14 protein-coding genes are annotated in these 21,378 nt (G+C 60.8%); 5 read left to right on the plus strand and 9 right to left on the minus strand.

Annotation, left to right across the window (positions count from 1 at the left end; genetic code table 11):
* Positions 1-36 precede the first annotated feature (36 nt).
* The 3 genes from JOE32_RS07705 to JOE32_RS07715 all read right to left on the minus strand — a co-directional run bounded on the left by JOE32_RS07705 (position 37) and on the right by JOE32_RS07715 (position 8,847).
* Positions 37-3,825, minus strand: a complete 3,789-nt coding sequence (locus JOE32_RS07705; RefSeq protein WP_209982873.1) for an Ig-like domain-containing protein — start codon at positions 3,823-3,825, stop codon at positions 37-39.
* Positions 3,826-4,118: 293 nt separating this feature from the next.
* Entirely contained in the window at positions 4,119-7,793 is a 3,675-nt protein-coding gene (locus JOE32_RS07710; RefSeq protein ID WP_209982876.1) for a YncE family protein, read from the minus strand.
* Positions 7,794-8,094: 301 nt separating this feature from the next.
* On the minus strand, positions 8,095-8,847 hold the full coding sequence (locus tag JOE32_RS07715; RefSeq protein WP_209982879.1) for a TetR/AcrR family transcriptional regulator: 753 nt from the start codon (positions 8,845-8,847) through the stop codon (positions 8,095-8,097).
* Positions 8,848-9,207: 360 nt separating this feature from the next.
* On the opposite strand from JOE32_RS07715, the gene JOE32_RS07720 reads away from it, so the two are divergent.
* Genes JOE32_RS07720 through JOE32_RS07735 form a run of 4 tightly spaced genes read left to right on the plus strand, consistent with a single transcriptional unit; the run spans position 9,208 to position 13,813 of the window.
* Positions 9,208-9,909 carry an ABC transporter ATP-binding protein gene (locus JOE32_RS07720; RefSeq protein WP_209982880.1) on the plus strand — a complete coding sequence of 234 codons (702 nt, stop codon included), beginning with the start codon at positions 9,208-9,210 and terminating at the stop codon, positions 9,907-9,909.
* On the plus strand, positions 9,906-11,105 hold the full coding sequence (locus JOE32_RS07725; protein ID WP_209982883.1) for an ABC transporter permease: 1,200 nt from the start codon (positions 9,906-9,908) through the stop codon (positions 11,103-11,105). The genes JOE32_RS07720 and JOE32_RS07725 overlap by 4 nt, the downstream gene beginning before the upstream one ends.
* Positions 11,098-12,576 (plus strand): TolC family protein, encoded by a 1,479-nt coding sequence (locus JOE32_RS07730; RefSeq protein WP_209982886.1) that lies wholly within the window; start codon positions 11,098-11,100, stop codon positions 12,574-12,576. Before JOE32_RS07725 ends, JOE32_RS07730 begins: the two co-directional genes overlap by 8 nt.
* Entirely contained in the window at positions 12,566-13,813 is a 1,248-nt protein-coding gene (locus JOE32_RS07735; protein WP_209982890.1) for an HlyD family efflux transporter periplasmic adaptor subunit, read from the plus strand. Before JOE32_RS07730 ends, JOE32_RS07735 begins: the two co-directional genes overlap by 11 nt.
* Positions 13,814-14,129: 316 nt before the next feature.
* Here JOE32_RS07735 and JOE32_RS07740 read toward each other — a convergent pair whose 3' ends face one another.
* The 6 genes from JOE32_RS07740 to JOE32_RS07765 all read right to left on the minus strand — a co-directional run bounded on the left by JOE32_RS07740 (position 14,130) and on the right by JOE32_RS07765 (position 20,309).
* Positions 14,130-15,524 (minus strand): FAD/NAD(P)-binding protein, encoded by a 1,395-nt coding sequence (locus JOE32_RS07740; protein WP_209982892.1) that lies wholly within the window; start codon positions 15,522-15,524, stop codon positions 14,130-14,132.
* A 12-nt stretch (positions 15,525-15,536) separates the two neighbouring features.
* On the minus strand, positions 15,537-16,304 hold the full coding sequence (locus tag JOE32_RS07745) for an ABC transporter ATP-binding protein (RefSeq protein WP_209982895.1): 768 nt from the start codon (positions 16,302-16,304) through the stop codon (positions 15,537-15,539).
* A gap of 372 nt (positions 16,305-16,676) precedes the next feature.
* A complete protein-coding gene (locus tag JOE32_RS07750; protein ID WP_209982897.1) occupies positions 16,677-18,056 on the minus strand; it encodes an LLM class flavin-dependent oxidoreductase in 1,380 nt (459 codons plus the stop codon).
* Entirely contained in the window at positions 18,056-18,382 is a 327-nt protein-coding gene (locus tag JOE32_RS07755; protein ID WP_209982899.1) for an acyl-CoA dehydrogenase, read from the minus strand. Before JOE32_RS07755 ends, JOE32_RS07750 begins: the two co-directional genes overlap by 1 nt.
* Before the next feature lie 12 nt (positions 18,383-18,394).
* On the minus strand, positions 18,395-19,591 hold the full coding sequence (locus tag JOE32_RS07760; protein WP_209982900.1) for an SfnB family sulfur acquisition oxidoreductase: 1,197 nt from the start codon (positions 19,589-19,591) through the stop codon (positions 18,395-18,397).
* A gap of 154 nt (positions 19,592-19,745) precedes the next feature.
* Positions 19,746-20,309, minus strand: a complete 564-nt coding sequence (locus JOE32_RS07765; RefSeq protein ID WP_209982903.1) for an XRE family transcriptional regulator — start codon at positions 20,307-20,309, stop codon at positions 19,746-19,748.
* Between the two features lie 92 nt (positions 20,310-20,401).
* Between JOE32_RS07765 and JOE32_RS07770 the strand changes: the two genes are divergently transcribed.
* Entirely contained in the window at positions 20,402-21,331 is a 930-nt protein-coding gene (locus tag JOE32_RS07770; protein ID WP_209982905.1) for a DMT family transporter, read from the plus strand.
* Positions 21,332-21,378: the final 47 nt, after the last annotated feature.

Consider the following 21,378-nt stretch of genomic DNA (forward strand, 5'->3'; position numbering starts at 1 on the left):
CCTTTTAACTACTTCAACATCAATGCGAGGCTCTCTTTAGTAAAGAGCAACCAAACAAATGCCGGCAAGTTGAGTGGTGTAGTACTGACACGCAACCGCCCCCGTATTGGGACTATTAGCGATATAGGGTGCCCAATACCCTGGACACCCACTTCCGGAACTCGTCCAGCGCTGCCGCGAAAAAACCGGTGCGTGAGCGCCGTAAACCCGCAAAACGTCGTAGATGGCAGCATCAAATAGAGGACCGCCTCCAACGGAAGCTGCCCACCTCAAGGTCGTTTCCCAGTTCATTAAGTTATCATTCAGCGCCATCGTGAATACATTGGAGACATACACAGGGTAAGACGCGCTTGCCCCGTTCCGGTCCTTGGCGGTGATGACAGCCGATCCGTTCACATTACCCGTCACGTTACCCCCTGCATCTACCGACGCCACTCGCGGGTTACTCGAACTAAAGGTATACGGACCCAAGCCACCGGTAGGCACTCGGGACGCAGTATTGCCAATTGAGACCAAACCGGTTCTTGCCCAGGTTGGATTCTTGATAGCCACGCCAGATAAGGACATTGCCGTTGGAGCGATCTTCAACTGCCCCATAACGGTGTAGGTTGTCGGTTTGAATATCACTGGATATTCCGGCTTGGCATTGCCATCAAATGTCGCGAACACGTCCACTGTGATCGCACTGTTAATGCCCAGCCCCTCCAACCACGTTCTCAGCACCGGTACATTGACCAACCCTTTTGCTACATCTGTGGCCGTGACCACGTAGCCTGCCAGCACGGGCAGCTGCGCCACACCTGCACTTCGCAGATTGATCCAGACGCGTTGGCCTGGGGAGATAAGCTTCCACTGCGGCAAACTCAATGTGGCATTGCCGGCAAAGCCCGCAAGATTAAGAGTGCCCTTGTCGGCTATTACATTGATCAATGCCTGTGGCAAGCCTTCCACGGGAATCAGACTCACCGTCAACACCTGAGGCTCTGACGTAATCGTCTTGCTGCCCGATGTCACTTTGTAGCGCAAAGTGACGATTTTACCCACGCTCTGGGCGATGATCTGCGGGCTGATAGCGAAATCGACACGCCCGGCGCTCCCCCCATTCTGAGTAGCGATCTGGGCGATGGTCGCATCCGGAAAGATCCACTCCAGCGTCACGATCTGCGAAGTGGTCATGCCTGTGTACACTACCGCCACCACGGCCCCTGAGACATAACTCAGCGGTGCAATAGTCAGCGAAGGCAAGGACTTGTTATCGAAAGCGGGCGCCGGTAGGTTCGCTGGGATAGCCTGGACCCGATATTCGCGATGCCCGAACGATACCGCAGTCTCCGGCTCGTCTCGCTCTGCGAAACTCACGCTGAAATCAAGGCTGAGAATGGTGCCGTCTTTTAAAGCACGAAGCCTGTCAACGGGTACAAAAACGGAAACACCGTTCGCGAGTTCATCGTCGGTAACCTCATCGGCGAGGTAAACCGCCTCCACAAGCGGCTTGCCATCTGCCAGGGTCCCTCTGATGGTCAAGAATTTCTTTTGATTTTTCCGAATGAAGATCCACTTGTTGACTTTGATCGTCGCCTCATTGCCCAACGCCAATAACGGGAAGACCATATCGGTGACGTTATTGAGCGTCGGCAGCGGCAGCGCTGTTACCAGCAATAAGCGCAGCGCCAACGGCTCGGACCTGTAGGTCGTTTGCCCACGAGTAAAACGGTAACTTACCGTGATGTAGTTGCCCCCCTCACGAATAGCCAGCGCGATAATGTCGGGTGGGATACGGACATCTACAGTGTTCGTCAACGGATCGCCCTTGGCAGTAACTTCAGCGATGCTGATGCCAAATTCGCCTTTCCAACTGACAATGATGTCGTCGTCAGCCCGCATGGTTTTGTAACTGACCCGCACGGTGGCGCCATTCAACACATCCTTGGGATACAACTGGTCTTGCAGGACCTTATCGGCCTCAAGGACTTTCGGCAGTGCCAGCACAAGCCTTGGCCCCACGGTGAGGTTAAGCACCTCGGAGCGCAGGAACGTGTCTGGTGTGGTGGCTGTACCCGCCTTTTTCACGCTATAGCTGAAAGCTACCAGTCCACCGACGTTCCCAAGCAAGACCTGCGGCTTCAATTCAATCCACAGTTCCGTCAAAAGTGGACCTTCGGTCGCAGCGTCAATCAGAATACTGCCACAGTCCGAGCTATCGGAGTCCGCGCCAATCGCGGTCCAGTAAAGGGTGCTGCCAGGACTTGCGCCTATGTAGGGGAACGACATCAGCAACACGGAGCGTTTCACGTCTTTGGGGTCGATGTTGCCACCCTCGGCAAACTTGATAGCCGGCGCTGGCAAATCGATAACCCGAAAGCCAATTTCGGCGGTTCGACTCTCTGACTCACGAATCGAAGAAGGAAGGCCCCGACCGTTATTGGTGCGGTAGAAAATCGAGAACGGGCCTTTGCTATCAAACTGCTTGAGATCGTCCTTGCTCACGTCCCGCACGCCACCCTGTGGCCCGGCCAGTCGCGTCTGGACATGCAGCAAACCACCGCCACCCGACTTGCCCTCCTGGAACACGAGAGCTTCCAGCCAACTGCCATCATGGGGTTGGTACGTTGGCATCGTGACAGCGATATCCGTATCTATCGGAATCAGCGTGCCCTCGATCGGCATGATCTGCGGCGCGGGCATCCTGCTCGGCGTCCCCACCACCGAGACCTCCGTGCTGCCCGACCGCCCCAGCAGCGCGCCGGTGGATCTGTTCACCTCGACGTAGGCCAGAAAGCGCCCGCCTGCCGCCTTCTCGATAATGGAACCGGGCACATTGATCGGCTCGCCCCTGAGGTTCTTGTCGGGAACTGCCGGCAAGCGCACTGTTTCGTCCGGTTGGCCTGCCTGGATAATGGTGATAACAACCGTGACCATATGGCGCGGGTTAGGCACTGTGGTGTATCGCGGCAGCGTGGGTTTTAACGCAAAGACGGAGCGGCTTTGCGTATCAAAATCGACTTGAATCGCCTCGTCGGTGTCCACAGTAAAGATCGGCGGTTCATACAGTTTGGTGTCCAGTTCCACGCGTACCGGGTAGGGTTTGGAGAACTCGTATTTACCGCCAGACGTATTCCCCACCACATCCACAACCTTGAACACGACGTACACCAGCCCATATTGATTGCCTTGGGCGATCACGTCGGCAGGCACCTCGATCCGAAGCGGCCCGGCACCGGCAGCATCCGCGGGGCTCACAATGTAATCGAAGTAAATCCCGGCCCAGACAATGCTGATGGTGTCGTTCTGGCGAATGTGCTGATACTTTTCAATCAGGCACCACACTCCGTTCGCAACGCCATCTGCAGTGATGATCGAGCCTTCCGGCAAGCCTTCAAGGGACAGTTTCAACTCGCTGTGCCACGGCTCCCAGACTCTGAGATCGTAACCGCCCGGCAACGTTTGTTTGAACAGCGCCCATTGGGTGGATGAGCGGCTTTCCTGGCGGCTGGCGGCACGAAGCACCCGGCAAAACACTTCAACGGTGCCCTCCGGTATTTTTTCCTTGTCGACCGACAAGTAGTAACGGTCAGTGACATCCTGAACGAACGCCGAAGCTGCCGGGTTATTCAAGTCCTTGATGCGAACAGCGTAGTAATCACCTACTGAAAGATTATGCCAAGCCTCAATCGCCATGGTCAGTTTGCCAAAGGACATGGCGCTGGTACCTACACCCCACGCCGCCTTTTCAGGATATTGGGCGTTGGTCAGGTCAACTGAAGGGTAGGCGGAATAAGGGTCAGACGGGAGATCGTCATACGAAGGAACGGGAATAGTCGACATAACCATCACCTTGCTGGGGTTAGTTCGCGCCGGAGCGGCGCGACGGGGCAAGGTGAATGAGGCGCCTGAGTCTGCAGGGTGATCTACTGTCAGAATTGACAGTGCCGACGGATGGTCGAGTGGCGTCAGAAAATAAGCGAAAGCTCGAAGGAGTCTTGAAATATCCAAGCCGCAATGGATGCGCGAGGTGAACTCGATGTATTTGCGCCTGGCCAGAACCTTAATCGAAAAAATGTAGACCGTGAAAAGCGCAGCCTACGGTTAGATAGGCTGCCTCTTTCCACTCAGGTTTATTAATAAAGTCTGATATTGCTGACCTCAAACGCCGAGTTCGTGATGAACTGTACAGACTTTATAGCCTTCGTTACTCCTGAATCGAAAGGAATCGTATTGTGATAATAAGTGTATGGAAAGTTCAACACTTTCTGCCCAACCAAAACCCCGGCCTCATCCAAAAAATTGATGATTAAAGAGGGGTTCACAATGACGATATTCCCACCTTTAAGATTAAACGTAATCCTGCGCGAGGTCCTATTGGCAACCACCAGCTGATAGGCCTGGAACTTAACGTCACTGGCGTAACCCACATAATTGTAGATCGTCAACCCGAACACAGAATTTGAACTATATTGTATATAGTCAATCGTATGAGCCTGACTCATAAATTTGATATTCAGGAGCGGGCCGGATATCGACTGGCCTGGCACCCTAATATATTGCATAGGTGCAACGCCCAGACTGACGAAATCGTAAATCTTCAGACGATACGTTGTATCCTTCATCGGCAGCGCATCTGACTCCTTTGCGTCATTACCAAATCCCACCATGCTGCTCAGTAAAATCTGCCCTTCGTTAAATGCCGACTCCAGCCAACTTCTCGATACAGGAATATTGATCAACCCTCCTTTTACCTCGCCCGCCGAAACCACATGCCCCTCAAGTACGGATAATGGCAAGGACTCCTTGCTGCGCAAGGTTATCCACACCTTCTGACCGGAAGCAATAAATGGCCAGGCAGGTAATGCCAGGGTCAATGAACCAGGAATATCCCTCAGATCGAGTGTGGCGCCATCCGGCAAGTTGTTAATCCGCGCCTGAGGTAAGTTCGACACGGGGATAGTTTGCACCGTCAAAACCTGAGTGTCTGACGGAGTGGTCCTGGTTCCTGTCTTTACGTTGTAACGCAACGTAATGTCCTTATCCATACTTGCAGCAATAATTTGCGAACTGATGGGAACGTCGACCCGACCTCCACTTACCCCACTCTGTGCAGTAATGGCAGCAAGCCTGCCGTTCGGGAAAATCCATTCAAGGGTGATGACCTGTGCAGTGGTCATGCCTGCGTACTGTACGGCCACAAAGGCGCCACTCACGTAACTCAAAGGAGCGATAGTCAGTGCTGGCCCTGGCATGTTGTTGAAGGAGGGAGCCGGAAGGGTCGCCATCACCGCTTGAATGCGATATTCGCGCGTCCCAAACGGCACTTGCGTATCCGGTTGGTCTCTTTGTGCGTAGCTGACGCCAAACTCAAGACTCAGCACCGAACCGTCCTTGAGCCGTCCAAGGCTAGTCACATCACCGAATACGCGAATGCCATGCGCGACCTCTTCTGCGGTGACCTTGTCGGCCACGTATAGCGTCTCGACATACGGTTTTCCATCCGAGAAAGTGCCCTTGACAGTCAAAAACTTCCTTTGGCCTTGCTGGATCAAAATCCACGGAGCGACTTCTATCCTCGCCTCATCCCCCAACGCGAGCAGCGGGAAGACCACACCTCCGACCCCGTTGAGCATCGGTGACGGCAGGGTCGTGACCAGCATTAACCTGACGTTCAGTGGCTTGGACCGATACGTGGTTTGCCCACGGGTAAAACGGTAATCCACTTTAATGTTGTTGCCTTTTTCACGAATAGCCAACGCGATAATTTCGGGTGGAATGCGCACATCAACACTGTTCGTCAGCGGGTTGCCCTTGACGGACACCTCCGTTTGGCTGATGCCAAACTCTCCTTCCCACCGGACGATAATATCGTCCATGGCCTGCATGGTTTTGAACTCCACCCGCACGGTGGCGCCGTTCAACACATCCTTGGGATACAGTTGATCCTGGTAGACTTTATCGGCTTCCAATAACTTCGGCAGCTCCAGCACCATACGTGGACCGACGGTGAGGTTAAGCTTTCTGGAGCGCACGTACACACCCGCCTTGAGCACGCTATAGCTAAACGCAATGACGCCATCGATATTTCCGAGCAAGACTTGCGGTTTCAGCTCAATCAGCAGCTCCGTCAAAAGTGGACCTTCGGTCGCAGCGTCAATCAGAATACTGCCGCAGTCCGAGCTATCGGAGTCCGCGCCAATCGCGGTCCAGTAAAGGGTGCTGCCAGAAGTTGCGCCGATGTACGGAAACGACATCAGCAAGATCGAGCGTTTCACATCCTTGGGGTCGATGTTGCCGTCCTCGGCAAACTTGATGATCGGCGCCGGCAAATCGGTTTCCCGAAAACCGATCTCGGCCGTCCGACTCTCTGACTCACGAATCGAAGAAGGAAGGCCCCGACCGTTATTGGTGCGGTAGAAAATCGAGAACGGGCCTTTGCCATCAAACTGCCTGAGATCGTCCTTGCTCACGTCCCGCACGCCACCCTGAGGCCCGGCCAGCCGCGTCTGGACATGCAGCAAACCGCCGCCACCCGACTCCCCCTCCTGGAACACGAGAGCTTCCAGCCAACTGCCATCATGGGGTTGGTACGTTGGAATCGTGACAGCGATATCCGTATCCATCGGAATCAGCGTGCCCTCGATCGGCATGATCTGCGGCGCGGGCATCCTGCTCGGCGTCCCCACCACCGAGACCTCCGTGCTGCCCGACCGACCCAGCAGCGCGCCGGTGGATCTGTTCACCTCGACATAGGCCAGAAAGCGCCCGCCTGCCGCCTTCTCGATAATGGAACCGGGCACATTGATCGGCTCGCCCCTGAGGTTCTTGTCGGGAACTGCCGGCAAGCGCACTGTTTCGTCCGGTTGGCCTGCCTGGATAATGGTGATAACAACCGTGACCATATGGCGCGGGTTAGGCACCGTGGTGTATCGCGGCAGCGTGGGTTTTAACGCAAAGACGGAGCGGCTTTGCGTATCAAAATCGACTTGAATCGCCTCTTCGGTGTCCACAGTAAAGATCGGCGGTTCATACAGTTTGGTGTCCAGTTCCACGCGTACCGGGTAGGGTTTGGAGAACTCGTATTTACCGCCAGACGTATTCCCCACCACATCCACAACCTTGAACACGACGTACACCAGCCCATATTGATTGCCTTGGGCGATCACGTCGGCAGGCACCTCGATCCGAAGCGGCCCGGCACTGGCAGCATCCGCGGGGCTCACAATGTAATCGAAGTAAATCCCGGCCCAGACAATGCTGATGGTGTCGTTCTGGCGAATGTGCTGATACTTTTCAATCAGGCACCACACTCCGTTCGCAACGCCATCTGCAGTGATGATCGAGCCTTCCGGCAAGCCTTCAAGGGACAGTTTCAACTCGCTGTGCCACGGCTCCCAGACTCTGAGATCGTAACCGCCCGGCAACGTTTGTTTGAACAGCGCCCATTGGGTGGATGAGCGGCTTTCCTGGCGGCTGCCGGCACGAAGCACCCGGCAAAACACTTCAACGGTGCCCTCCGGTACTTTTTCCTTGTCGACCGACAAGTAGTAACGGTCAGTGACATCCTGAACGAACGCCGAAGCTGCCGGGTTATTCAAGTCCTTGATGCGAACAGCGTAGTAATCACCCACTGAAAGATTATGCCAAGCCTCAATCGCCATGGTCAGTTTGCCAAAGGACATGGCGCTGGTACCTACACCCCACGCCGCCTTTTCCGGATATCGGGCGTTGGTCAGGTCAACTGAAGGGTAGGCGGAATAAGGGTCAGACGGGAGATCGTCATACGAAGGAACGGGAATAGTCGACATAACCATCACCTTGCTGGGGTTAGTTCGCGCGGGAGCGCGCGCGACGGGGCAAGGTGAATGAGGCGCCTGAGTCTGCAGGGTGATCTACTGTCAGAATTGACAGTGCCGACGAAAGGCAGCCTGTTCGAAAAAACCAGGCCTTGATGAATTCCTGTTGAATCGGCCGCAGCGCACGCTTTTTCTTACATATTTTTCACGATTTATTCACACCCTGGGCCGTACTGTGAAGCCTCATCCGTTACAAATGCTGCACATTAAGAACCCGCCGCCCCAGCGGGTTTTTTTTGCCTGCAATTCGAGCTCAGCGCGTTGCCCTCGTCACAGGCGCTGCAGCTTCTTCACGAATGACGCGCTGGGTGTCCAGCACCCTGGCCAGCGCAGTTTGTGCTTCGGGGCTTTGCTGCGGCACACGGATCGCGGCCGACACCAGGGTAATCAGCTTGGCCATCACCTCGGCGTCAGTGGCCGGGCGACCAAGACTCATGGAGTTCATCAGCAGGCGCAGTTCGGTCCCGGCCATCACGCCGGAAATCGCCTTGAGCGCAAACTGCAGGCGCACGCCCAGTTCGTTACGCGGCAGGTCCGGCAGCGCCAGGGCAAAAGCTTCGAAGAAACGCTGGAACACCGGCTGGTAATGCACCTTGAGGTATTCCTGGATAAACGGCGATGTATCGCTGTACACGCGACCGAGGAAGCGGATGAACGAGCGCCCCTCCCCGCTGCCCGGGTCGCTGCGCTCCAGGCCCATGGCCGGGGCAAACAGCACGCCGAGCAAGGTATCGCAGTCGAGCGGCCCGTCGGATTCGGCCTCACAGCGCGCGAGCAATTCCAGGCGCTGCTCGTTGAGCGGCTCGAGGCGCTGCATCAGCAGGGTCTTCATCAGGGAGTCCTTGTCCCCGAAGTGATAGTTCACGGCGGCCAGGTTCACCTGGGCACGCTCGGTTATCTGCCGTAACAAAACCGCGTCGTACCCGTACTTGATAAAGAGTGCCTCTGTCGCATCCAGCAATCGAGTCTTGGTAATGTTTGGCGTGCTGATTTTCTTAGCGACCATAAAGGTTCCACGGCGGAAATATTGTTTTAAAAAATAATTTGATTTTTTATACCGGGGCTGTCCCTTGAAAGCAAGTACTGACAGGTTGCCATACGATCGAAAGCCACGGTCCACGGGCCTCCAAACAGTAGTCGAGCGCCTGCTCGGCGGCGGCGTCCAGTTGTCGGATAAATCTTTGCCAAGCGTAAAACCGCTCTACCCCAATGGCTGGCGAAGCGCCTGGAACGCGGTTACTATTCAAACAATATTTTAAAAACAAGAAACAAATCAGTCCTCGACACGCCTCACGCAGCCCTCGAAGTTATTTCAACGTTTTTCCGAGAGGTGACGGCGGCATCCAGACTGCAGGCGTAGGCGACGATGACAGAGCACTTCGCGCAACCCCCATTGATCTCCCTGCAAGGCATCGGCAAGCGCTATCAACTGGCGGGGCAAGACCTGCCGATTCTCAATGACGTGTGCCTGTCCATCACGCGCGGCGACAGCTGCGGCATCCTCGGCGCCTCCGGCTCCGGCAAAAGCACCCTGCTCAATATCCTCGGCCTGCTGGATTTACCCAACGGCGGCCAGTATCGCTTTGCCGGCCACGATATCTTCAGCGCCACGCCGGATGAACTGGCGGCGATCCGCAACCAGCAGATCGGCTTCGTGTTCCAGAGTTTCAACCTGCTGCCACGCCTCAGCGCCCTGGACAACGTCGCGCTGCCCCTGAGTTATCGCGGCGTGTCGCGCCATGAATCGGTGATACAGGCGCTGCGCATGCTCGACCAGGTGGGCCTGGCCGAACGCGCGCACCATCACCCTGCCGACCTCTCCGGCGGCCAGCGTCAGCGCGTTGCCATTGCGCGGGCGCTGGTGGGCAACCCCTCGGTGATCCTCGCCGACGAACCCACCGGCAACCTCGACAGCAGCACCGCCCAGGACATCATGGACCTGCTGCTGACGCTCAACCGCGAGCAGCAGGTGACCCTGATCATCGTCACCCACGATGCGCAGATCGCCGAGCGCCTGCAGCGCAAGATCCTGGTGCGCAACGGCGTGGTGAACGAGGCCGGCCCATGAGCCTGCGCGTTGAACAGAGCCTGAGCCAACTGCTGCATGAAGCGTTCGTCAGCCTGCGCACCCTGGGCAAACGCTCGGTCCTCGCGTTGCTGGGCATTGTGATCGGCAGTTCGTCGGTGGTGGCGCTGATCAATATCGGCCACAACGCGGCAGTGGATGCCGCGATGATTTTCAAGGACATGGGCACCGACACCCTGATCGCGCAATTCCCGACCAAACGCAGCGGTAACCTGAGCATGCGCGCCCATCTCGACCTGGACGCCGTGCGCAGCGCCGTCCCCGGCATCGCCCATATCGGTGCGCTCAGCCTGTTCAGCGGCCCCGTTGTGTTCAACGGCCGCACGGCGAATGCCAACCTGGTCGGCACCACACCGGATATCCACGAGGCCATGCGCCTGGTGCTGCGCGAAGGACGCTTCCTGTCGCCCTTCGATGCCAATGAAACCTACGCGGTGATCGGCGACCAGGTGGCCCAGGCCCTCGGCGCACCGGGCGATCCGCTCAGGCTGGGCGAGCGTGTGCGCATCCACGACTACCTGTTTCTGATCGTGGGCATTCTGCACAACCAGCCCCGGGCGATGCTGATGCCGGTGCAGGCCAACGAGTCGCTGTTCATCCCCGCCGAGGGCATGCGCCGCATCTACGCCAACCCGCAGATCGGCAATGTGATCATCCGCGCAGCGCCGGGGCAGGACATGGAGCGCATCGCCCGCGAAGCCGCCGCTGCGCTGCAACGTCAGCTGGTCGACCACAACGTCGACATTACCGTGCCCCAGCAAATGATCGACGGCATGACCCGCCAGAGCCGCACCTTCGCCTATCTGCTGCTGGCCCTGGGCGCGATTTCGCTGGTGGGCGGCGGTGTCGGGGTGATGAACGTGATGTTGATGAACGTCTCGCAACGGCGCCGCGAAATCGGCATTCGCATGGCGCTGGGCGCTCGCCAGCGGGATATTCGCAACCTGTTCCTGCTCGAAGCCGTCACCCTCACCGCTGTCGGCGCCGTCTGCGGCGCCGTGCTCGGCATGACGGCGGCGTGGCTGTATGCGTGGCTGTCGGGCTGGGTGTTTTCATTGGCGGTGGCGGCCCTGCCCCTGGGAGTGGGCAGCACGCTGCTGGTGGGCTTGTTCTTTGGCATTTACCCGGCGGTCTCGGCCTCCCGGTTGCAGCCGGTGGAGGCCTTGCGCGATGAGTAAATGGCTGTGGCTGCTGGCCCTGCTCAGCCTGCCCGGCATGGCCGCCGAGGTGGTGATCAAGCCGTCGGCACCGAGCACCTCCCGCAGCGGCTACGACCGAGGCGTGTCGCTGAATGCCCAGGCCACCAGCCTGACCCTGGGCGACGCCGTGTACCTGGGCCTGCGCAACAACCCGGCGATTCGCAGCGCGTACCTGCAGCGGGTCGCGCAGAAGTTCGACCTGCGGGTGGCCGAAGACGTGTTCAAGCCCAAGCTCACCCTCAACAGCTATTACCGTGGCACCCGCGGCTCCCAGGACAGCGCGCGCAATGCCAACCTCGCACCGTCCACCAGCCTGCTCGGCGAATATGGTACGCGCCTGAGCATGGCCTGGACCCAGCAACTGAACAACGCCGACCGCGCCGGCCGATACCGCAGCGACGGCCTGGACCTGGCCGTCATCCAACCGCTGGCACGCGGCGCCGGCTGGGACGCCACCACCGCGCCGCTGCGTCTGTCGCGCCTGTCCGAACAGGCCAACCGCCTGAACCTCAAAGCCACCGTGGCAGGCACCATCAGCCAGATCATCGCCACCTACCGCGAATTGCTGCGCGCCCAGGAGCAACTGCTGATCGTGCAGGAAGCCCTCAAGCGCTCCAACACGTTGCTGGAGGTAAACAAAGCGCTGATCAGCGCCGGACGCATGGCCGAATTTGAAATCGTGCAGACCGAAGCCGATATCGCCACCCAGCAACTGGGCGTCGAAGAAGCGCAGAACCAGCTCGATAGCAGCCGCCTGGCGTTGCTGCGCCTGCTCGCGCTGGACCTGTCCACGCCGATTCGCGCCAGCGAAGCCCTGGAGGCCAGGCCCATGGAGATCGACAAGCGCCAGGCCTTCAACCTCGCGCAAACCCAGCAACCGGAATACCTTGCCGCCCTGCTCGGCAGTCAGCAGGCCGACCTCAACCTGGTGATCGCCAAGGACTCCGGGCGCTGGCAAGTGGACCTGGTGGCCGGCGCGAACCAGGTGCGCGACGCCTATGACAATGACAACGGGCGCAGTAACAACCGTAGCTGGGACAGCTACGCTGGCGTGCAGGTGCAGATCCCCATCGGCGACATCAGCACGCGCCAGGCCGAAGTGCGCGCGCGGGTGAATGTGGAAGATCAGGAGATCCGTATCACCGACGCCCGCCAGGAGCTCGAACGCTCGGTCAACGATGTGGTGCGTGACCTGGGCACCCGCTGGCGCCAGTATGAAATCTCGCGGCGCGCGGTGGAGCTGTCGCGGCGCAAGATCGAGATCGAGCGTGACAAACTCAGCGCCGGGCGCTCCACCAACTTTCAGGTGCTGAGCTTCGAGACCGACCTGCGCAACGCCGAGAACGCGCAGCTCAATGCGCTGATCGCTTACCTGAACGCCCAGACCCAGCTCGACCTGACGCTGGGCATGACCCTGGAAAGCTGGGAAATCGCCCTCAATGACTACTAATCAAAAACGCCTGCTGGTTGCTCTGTTGATCGTGCTGGCGGGCGCTGCCGGCCTGGCCCTGCGCAGCCCGGCGCAAACGCCGGGCAGCGCCGACGAGCAATGGCTGGCGGTGAAACCTGATCAGTTGGTGCACCAGATCGGCCTGGTGGGCAAAATCGAGCCCGACACTACCGTCACCCTCACGGCGCCGTTCGACGGCAATGTGCAGGCCAATCTGGTGGAGCAAGGCCAGCGCGTCGAAGCCGGACAGGTGCTGTTGCGCATGGACCCGGCCACCCTCGAGGTGCAACTGCGCGACGCCCTCTCCGCCCAGCTCAAGGCGCGCCGCGCCGTGCAGGACATGCAGGACTGGGACAGCAGCGCCAATGTGAGTCGCGCCCGCCGCAGCCTGCGCACCGCCGAAATGACCGCCGACACAACCCGGCGCAGGCTCAGCGAAAGCGAAGACCTGTTCAAGCGCGGCATCATCCCGCGCAACGAACTCGACGACCTCAAGCAGCAGGCCCGGCAGCAACAATTGGACCTGGCGGCAGCCCGCGCCGAACTGCAACAGGCCCAGGACCAGGGTCGCGGCGAATACCGGCAGATCGCCGATATGGAGCTGACCAACGCCACGGTGAAATACGAAGCGCTGCAGCAACTACTCGCTGGCAAGGAGGTCAGGGCGCCGTTCTCCGGCATTGTGGTGCCCGCGCCCGGCAACAATTCGGCGCAAGCGGGCGGCAATACCAATGCCCCGGTGCAGTCCGGCAGCAAGGTCAGCCAGGGCCAGGTGCTGTTCGGGCTGGCGAATATCGAGCGGCTGAAAATCGTCGCCAAGGTCTCCGAACTGGACATCAACCAGTTGCACCAGGGCCAGGCGGTGGAGGTACTGGGCGATGGTTTTGATGGCGAGCGGCTGAGCGGGACGGTGAGCGTGGTCAGCGGCCTGGCGATTGCCAGTGAGGGCCAGGGCAGCGCGCAATTTCCGGTGACCCTGGCGATCCCCACACTTACCCCGCAGCAGTTGCAACGGGTGCGCCTGGGCATGAGTGCGCGCCTGACCATCGTGACCTACAACAATGCGCAGGCAATGGTGGTGCCAGGCCAGGCGATTGGGGCGGATATGACCGTGGAATATCGCGCGGCGATGGATCAGCCGGTGGAGCGAGTGAAAGTGACCACCGGGCAATCGACGCCGCAGGGCGTGGAGGTGTTCGGCCTCAAGCCCGGCTTCGTGAAAATCCCGAGACCTTGAAGTATTGACTGCACAAGAGCCATTTCAGCCCCCCACATCCCTGTGCCGAGCGGTTTTTTTGTGCCGAGCGGGCTTATTGTGGCGAGCGGGCTTGCCCCGCGTTGGGGTGCGAAGCGCCCCCAATCAAGCAAAACGCGGTGTACCTGATACGGCTCAGCGTCTGGTTTTGGGGCTGCTGCGCAGCCCAACGCATGACAAGCCTGCTCGCCACAGGGAATCTGCGCTTAACTGAACGGCATTAGGGCTTGCCCCGCTCGCCACAACAAGCCCGTTTGTCACAGTAAGCACGCTTGTTACAGTAGGCCCGCTCGCACTTTTAGATCGTCGTCAGTTCCAGGGCCAGGGCCTTGGCCTGGAGTGCCACGTCGGTCACCGCTGTGCTTTCCCACCACATCCCGCGCAATGGCGGGCCCATGGCGAACAGGTGCGTGCTGACCCTACCCTGGGCATCGAGCACCGCACCGGTCGCATCCGCCGCGATTCCCAACGCCAGCGGGCCGGGCTGGATCAGCCCGCGCTTGAGCAACTGTTGCGGCAGCGGCCGGGCTACGCGGCGCCAGTCGTATTCGATGCCACTGGAGTTGATCAGCGCGGCGCCGCTCACCTGGGTAATGCCTTGCTCGCCGCGAAAACGCAGGCGAATGCTCACGCCGCTGGCGGCAGGCGCCAGGCCCTTGAACGATGCCGCCCGGATGCGCAATCGCCCCTGCGCCTGCAACCGCGCCACCAACTCGGCACTCAACGGCGGCGCACGGTGGTGATGGCTTTCCCACCACGGCCGTACATGCCGCACGAACTGACGCTTCTCGCCCTCGCTGGCCTGGCTCCACAGCCGGGCAATGTGCGCACGCACGGTGTCCAGCGGGGCCTGCCAATCAATGCCCTGCGCCAGCGCGCGGCGGCACTGGCGGCGCAGCGCGCGCAGTAATTGCCGAGGGCTGCGCAGCGCAGGGTCGGCGCTCAAAAAGTCCTCCCAGGCTGGCGGCTGCCGGCGCACATGGGGCAGCAGGCCGTGGCGTGAAAACACTTCGATCGGCCCACGATGCCCGGCCTGCTCAAGAGACACCACGGCGTCGACCATGGTCAGCCCGGAACCGATGATCAGCACACTTCCCTGCGGGTCGATCCGCGTCATCGCCTGCACGTCCCAAGGGTCCACCGCCGCTGCGTTGACGCCGCTGGAGTCAGTCTGTGGCGTGCGCGCCGCCGGGAACATGCCGGTGGCCAGTACGGCATGGGCACCGCGCAATTGCTCGCCGTTATCCAGGGTCAACAGCGCAGCGCCCGCCTCGACCTGCAGGTCGACCGCTTCAGCGCGGACATGCTCGACGGTGGAGGTGGACTGCGCCTTGGCTTCGGCCAGGCGCTGCTGCACATACAGGCCGAACAGCCCGCGTGGCGGGAACAATTCACTGACCGGCACGTGCTGCTGATCGGACTCCGGCCAGCCACCGGCGGCGATATGGTCGGTGAGCCACTGGGTCAGGTCATCGGCATTGTCCGGGTCGACGCTCATGCGCGCCGCGTTGCCGTTCAGCGTGTGGCCCAGCTCGACCGCGCTGTAGGCCTCGCCGCGCCCCAGCTCGGCGCGCGGCTCGATCACCAGGATTTGGCGTGTGCCGGGCAGGCGCAACAGCTGCACGGCGAGCATCGTGCCGCTCAGGCCGCCGCCGATGATCAGAACATCAGCGTTGCGGGTGGATTCAGTCATGCGGGTTGGCCCTTACTGTTTGCCCAGGTAAATATCGTGCAGGTCGCCCCGCGCCAGCAGTTCAGCGGCGCTGCCACTCAAGGCAACGCGCCCAGTATCCAGCACGTAGCCATGGGACGCATAGTTGAGCGCAACGTTTATGTTCTGCTCGGCGATCAAAAAACTCACCTGCTGCTCACGGTTGAGCTGGGCGATGATCGCGAAGATCTCCTGCACGATCATTGGCGCCAGGCCCATGGACGGCTCGTCGAGCAATACCAGCTCTGGGCGCGTCATCAACGCACGGCCAATCGCGACCATCTGCTGCTCACCTCCCGACGTGAGCCCGGCGCGGGTGTGGCGTTTGGTCTTGAGCCGTGGGAACCAGCAGTAGATGCGCTCCAGGTCCTGGGCCATGGCCTTGCGACTCAAGCGCCGCACAAAGCCGCCGCTGCGCAGGTTGTCTTCGACGGTCAACTGGCCGAATACGTGGCGACCTTCGAGCACGTGCACCATGCCCTGGCGCACACGCAGGCTGGGGTCGATACCGGCGAGGTCCTGCCCGGCGTATTCGATTACGCCCCGGCTGACGTCGGCACGCTCGGCGCGCACCAGCCCCGAGATGGCCTTGAGCGTGGTGCTCTTGCCCGCGCCATTGGCGCCGAGCAAAGCCACGATGGCGCCCTTGGGCACGCTCAGCGATACCCCGGCCACAGCCAGGATCGCGCCGTCGTAGATCACCTCAATGTCGTCGACCCTCAGCAGCGCCGGGCGCGCGGGTTGTGTGGCAGGTTGGTTCATGGTGTTGATCTCCGCTGCAGGTTTGAGTCGGCCAGCGCACCCCCCGGCAGGAAGGGCTTCTGTGGCGAGCAGGCTTGTCCTGCGTTGGGCTGCGCAGCAGCCCCAAAACCAGACGCTGAGCCGTATCAGGTACACCGCGTTTTGCTTGATTGGGGGCGCTTCGCACCCCAACGCGGGGCAAGCCCGCTCGCCACAATAAGCCCACAAAATTTCCTTAACTGAACGGCATTAGGGCTTCCCCCGTGTTGGACTGCGCAGCAGTCCCGATAAAGGCGACTGCGGTGTCTCAGATACTCCGTGGACGCTGGTTTTGGGGCTGCTGCGCAGCCCAGCGCAGGGCAAGCCTGCTCGCCACACCAAAAAGTTCGGCGGTTACAGCGCGCTTGCCTTGAGGTCGCGGTAGCCGGCGCCGGGGTGGTTGGGCGCCAGGCGGGCGCCGTCGCCGAACAGCTTTTCGCGCAGGGTGCCCTGGGCGTAGTCGGTCTTGTACACGCCGCGCTTCTGCAATTCGGGCACCAGCAGGTCCACGGCGTCGATGAAGGTTTCGTGGGTCAGCGCGTAAGCCAGGTTGAAGCCGTCCACGTCGGTCTCTTCCACCCACTCCTGCAGCAGGTCAGCGACGGTTTGCGGGCCACCGACGAACAGCGGACCGAATCCGCCGATGCCAACCCAATCGGCCAGCTCATTGGGGGTCCAGACCTTGTTCGGGTCAGCCGTGGAAAACGCTTCCACCGCCGACTGGATGGCGTTGGTGTGCACATGCTTGAGCGGTTCATCCGGCTGGAAACGGCTGAAGTCGATGCCGGTCCAGCCGGAAATCAGCGCCATGGCGCCTTCGTAGCTGACATAGGACTTGTAGTCGTCGAACTTGGCTTTGGCCTTGGCATCGGTCTCGCCGACGATCACTGTCTGCAGGTTGAAGATCAGGATTTTACTCGGGTCGCGCCCGGCCTCGGCAGCACGACGGCGGATATCGGCGACGGTCTTTTTCAGCAGCACCTTGGACGGTGCGGCGACGAATACGCACTCGGCCTGTTCGGCCGCGAACTGTTTGCCACGGCTGGAAGCGCCGGCCTGGTAGAGCACCGGCGTGCGCTGCGGCGACGGCTCGCACAGGTGAATGCCAGGCACCTGGAAGTGTTTGCCCACATGGCGAATCTCGTGAATCTTGCTCGGGTCACTGAAAATCCGCCGCTCACGGTCACGCAGCACCGCGCCCTCCTCCCAACTGCCTTCCCAGAGTTTGTAGCAGACCTCAAGGTACTCCTCGGCGTAGTCGTAGCGCGCGTCATGTTCGGTCTGGGCTTGCTGGCCGAGGTTCTTGGCGCCGCTTTCCAGGTAAGACGTGACAATGTTCCAGCCGATGCGGCCCTTGGTCAGGTGGTCCAGCGTGGACAAACGGCGGGCGAACGGATACGGGTGCTCGAACGACAATGAGGCGGTCAGGCCGAACCCCAGGTGTTCAGTGACCAGCGCCATCGGTGCGATCAGCGACAAAGGATCATTGACCGGCACCTGGGTCGCCTGGCGAATCGCCGCGTCGCCCGTGCCGTTGTACACGTCATAAATGCCCAGCACGTCGGCGATGAACAGGCCGTCGAACTTGCCGCGCTCAAGGATTTTCGCCAGGTCCGTCCAGTATTCCAGGTCCTTGTACTGCCACGAACGATCACGCGGATGCGCCCACAGGCCGGGAGACTGGTGGCCGACGCAGTTCATGTCGAAGGCGTTCAAGCGGATTTCACGGGCCATCAAAACACTCCGTTGAGGTGATAGTTGCCGACGATCCGGTATTTGTGGCGCAACGGGTCATCCAGGGTCGACGGCAGCGCGGTGCGTTGGCCGGTCAGTTCGAATTCGGCGTTGCTCACGGCGATCAGGGCCTCGGCGGCAGCGATATGCGCCTCGGTGAGCGCCACCGGGCTGGGGTGGGTGTCGACGCGTTCGAGCAGGGCCGCGGCCAGGTCGACGCGGATCTGCAAGTCGCCGAAGCGGCTGATCACATAGGGGTCGTCGCTGCGGGCGACGAAGCGCCGGGTGGTTTCCAGCAGTTGGCGGGCTTGGTTCAGGGCGGTCATGGGCGGGGTTCCTCAGTTCCAGGCGTGGCGCGCAGGTTTTACGCCGTTGAGCACGAAGTTGCCGATCAGGTGGTACTTCCAGCGAGCCGGGTCATGCAGGGTGTGGGTGCGCGCGTTGCGCCAGAAGCGGTCGAGGTTGTGTTTGCCGGTGACCGAGCGGGTGCCGGCCAGCTCGAACAGCTTGCTGCTGGCGAGCAACGCGGTTTCAGCCGACAGGACCTTGGCCTGGGCCACGATCAGCGACGCGTTGGCGACCGTGTCTTCGTTGGGTTCGGCGAGCGCCAGGTCGATCGCCCGGCCGGCCCGGGCGAGAATGGCTTCGGTGCCGTGCACACGCCATTGCAGGTCACCGATGCCGGCGATGGTGAAAGGGTCCTGCCAGCCGTGGTCCTGCTGGCTGTCGATCCACGGGCGAGCCTGGCGCGCATGCAGCTTTGCCTGTTCCAGCGCACCGACGGCGATGCCGGTGTCGACGGCGGCCTGGATAATCTGTGAGATCGGGCCGTGGGCGGTTGGCCGGTCGAAGGCCTCATGCGCCGGGATGACCGCACTCAGGGGCACCGTCACGCCGTCGAGGGTCACGCCGCCGCTGGCCGTGGTGCGCTGGCCGAAGCCGTCCCAGTTGTCGATCACGCTCAGGCCCGGCGCGTCGCGCTCAAGCAGGGCGATAAACGCCTGGCCGTGTTCGTTGTTGCCGACGGTGGGCACGATATGGGCGAACAGCGCGCCGGTGCAGTAGAACTTTTCGCCGTCGACCTGCGCGGTGTCGCCGTGGAAGCGAATCTGCGTGTCGAAGGTGCCGGCGTTCCTGCTCTTGGCTTCGGAGAACGCGTTGCCGAAACGATAGCCCGCGAGGACCTTTTCGAAGTAATGGCGCTTTTGCGATTCGCTGGCGGTTTGCTGCAGGATATCCACGATGCCCAGGTGGTTCTGCGGGATCTGGCCCAGGGACGGGTCGGCGGCGGAGATCAATTTGATCACCTCGGCCACCGTCACATAGGACACACCGGCGCCGCCGTAGGCCTTGGGTACCGTGATGCCCCACAGTCCGCTCGCGGAAAACTCGTCGAGCTCGGCCACTGGCAGGCGACGCTCGCGGTCGCGCGCGCTGGCCTCGACGGCAAAGCGTGCGGCCAGGCGGGTGGCGACCTCGATGGCTTCGGCGTCCGAGCGGATGAGGTGGGCAGGGTGTTGAGGATGGGCTGACATGGGCCGACTCCAGGCTCCGATAGGTTATCGGCGTGATTGCAGGAGTCGTGCCTGAATGTAATCACCAGCAAAATCAGGCGTTTGCCGCGGTATTCGGGGATCTTTACAAGGCTGAAACCAGCAAAGTGTTCAGCCACTGTTGCCGCACCAACAGTCAGATCACAACGTTGCGCACAAACCGCACGGCCACCTCGCCATCATTGCGATAGTCGTGCACATGGCGGCTGGCGAACATGTAGAACTCACCGGCGGCGACGCGCTTTTCTTCAGCGCCCACCAGCAAGGTGAGGCAGCCTTCGAACACGAACAGTTGCACGCTCCAGCCGTCCGGGTCGGAACCGGGGGTGTAGCGATCACCCGGCGCCAGGTGCATCTCCCACAGTTCGACCTCGCGGCGCGCGGTGGCCTTGGCCAGCAACACGGCTTTACTGCCGGCAATCTCGCCGGCCCAGACCAGCTCGTTGATGCGGCTGTGGTCGGGTGCACCAGGCGCCTGGATCAGGTCGCTGAAAGCCACGTCCAGCGCTTCGGCCACGCGATCGAGGGTGGACAGGCTGACGTTTTTCTCGCCGGCCTCGATGGCCACCAGCATGCGCCGGCTGACCCCGGACTTTTCCGAAAGCGCAGTCTGGCTGAGGTCGGCGGCGTGACGCAGGCGACGCACGTTCTGGCTGACGTGCTGCAGGACCGAGGCCCGGTGTGGATTTTCTTTGTGCACTATATTGCTCAATGGGTGGGTGTGCGCAGTATACTGCCCAGCGTGCGGCGCATTGTGCGGTCCGTGCCCCTCCCTTGCAAGACCGAGCCGCCATGACTACCCCGAACTCCCCGTCGCGTTTCAACCGTTTCAGCAAAGCCGAATGCATCCTGGTGGTGATCACCATGATCTGGGGCGGCACCTTTTTGCTGGTGCAGCACGCCATGGCGGTCAGCGGGCCGATGTTCTTCGTGGGGCTGCGCTTTGCCGCCGCCGCCATTGTGGTGGGGTTCTTTTCCGTGCGCACCTTGCGCGACCTGACCCTGTTCGAGCTGAAGGCCGGCGTGTTCATCGGCGTGGCAATCATGTTCGGCTACGGTTTGCAGACCATCGGCCTGCAAACCATCCTCAGCAGCCAGTCGGCGTTCATTACCGCGTTGTACGTGCCCTTCGTACCCTTGCTGCAATGGCTGGTGCTGGGCCGGCGCCCGGGGTTGATGCCGAGCATTGGCATCATGCTGGCGTTTGCCGGGTTGATGCTGCTGACTGGCCCGGCGGGCGCGTCGCTGAATTTCAGCGCAGGGGAAATCGCCACGTTGATCGGCGCTGTCGCGATTGCCGCCGAAATCATCCTGATCAGCGCCTTCGCAGGCCAGGTGGACGTGCGCCGGGTGACGGTGGTGCAACTGGCCACCGCCTCGTTGCTGTCGTTCCTGATGGTGGTGCCGATGGGCGAGGCGCTGCCGGGGTTCTCGTGGTTGCTGCTGTTCAGCGCGGCAGGCCTGGGCCTGACCAGCGCGGTGATTCAGGTGGCGATGAACTGGGCACAACAGAGCGTTTCGCCGACACGGGCCACGCTGATCTACGCCGGGGAGCCGGTGTGGGCAGGCGTGGTCGGGCGCCTTGCCGGGGAACGTTTCCCGCCGATTGCGATGCTGGGGGCGTTGTTGATTGTGGTGGCGGTGATCGTGAGCGAGTTGAAGACCAAGGGGCAAAAGGCCTTGGAACTTCAGGATGCGCTGGAAGAGGAACAGCGGGGCTGAGGGCGGACCGTCCACATTGAACGGTGCGGCTTGAAATATTGCCAAAT

The sequence above is a fragment of the Pseudomonas sp. PvP025 genome (assembly GCF_017832155.1).
In the GTDB taxonomy this organism is placed as follows: Bacteria; Pseudomonadota; Gammaproteobacteria; order Pseudomonadales; family Pseudomonadaceae; genus Aquipseudomonas.

Excerpts from the sequence above, each read along its gene's own strand:
- JOE32_RS07750 (WP_209982897.1), bottom strand. The coding sequence starts at position 18,056 with ATGGCCCGTGAAATCCGCTTGAACGCCTTCGACATGAACTGCGTCGGC.
- JOE32_RS07720 (WP_209982880.1), top strand. The coding sequence starts at position 9,208 with ATGACAGAGCACTTCGCGCAACCCCCATTGATCTCCCTGCAAGGCATC.
- JOE32_RS07715 (WP_209982879.1), bottom strand. The coding sequence starts at position 8,847 with ATGGTCGCTAAGAAAATCAGCACGCCAAACATTACCAAGACTCGATTG.
- JOE32_RS07740 (WP_209982892.1), bottom strand. The coding sequence starts at position 15,524 with ATGACTGAATCCACCCGCAACGCTGATGTTCTGATCATCGGCGGCGGC.
- JOE32_RS07755 (WP_209982899.1), bottom strand. The coding sequence starts at position 18,382 with ATGACCGCCCTGAACCAAGCCCGCCAACTGCTGGAAACCACCCGGCGC.
- JOE32_RS07735 (WP_209982890.1), top strand. The coding sequence starts at position 12,566 with ATGACTACTAATCAAAAACGCCTGCTGGTTGCTCTGTTGATCGTGCTG.
- JOE32_RS07725 (WP_209982883.1), top strand. The coding sequence starts at position 9,906 with ATGAGCCTGCGCGTTGAACAGAGCCTGAGCCAACTGCTGCATGAAGCG.
- JOE32_RS07770 (WP_209982905.1), top strand. The coding sequence starts at position 20,402 with ATGACTACCCCGAACTCCCCGTCGCGTTTCAACCGTTTCAGCAAAGCC.
- JOE32_RS07705 (WP_209982873.1), bottom strand. The coding sequence starts at position 3,825 with ATGTCGACTATTCCCGTTCCTTCGTATGACGATCTCCCGTCTGACCCT.
- JOE32_RS07760 (WP_209982900.1), bottom strand. The coding sequence starts at position 19,591 with ATGTCAGCCCATCCTCAACACCCTGCCCACCTCATCCGCTCGGACGCC.
- JOE32_RS07745 (WP_209982895.1), bottom strand. The coding sequence starts at position 16,304 with ATGAACCAACCTGCCACACAACCCGCGCGCCCGGCGCTGCTGAGGGTC.
- JOE32_RS07710 (WP_209982876.1), bottom strand. The coding sequence starts at position 7,793 with ATGTCGACTATTCCCGTTCCTTCGTATGACGATCTCCCGTCTGACCCT.
- JOE32_RS07730 (WP_209982886.1), top strand. The coding sequence starts at position 11,098 with ATGAGTAAATGGCTGTGGCTGCTGGCCCTGCTCAGCCTGCCCGGCATG.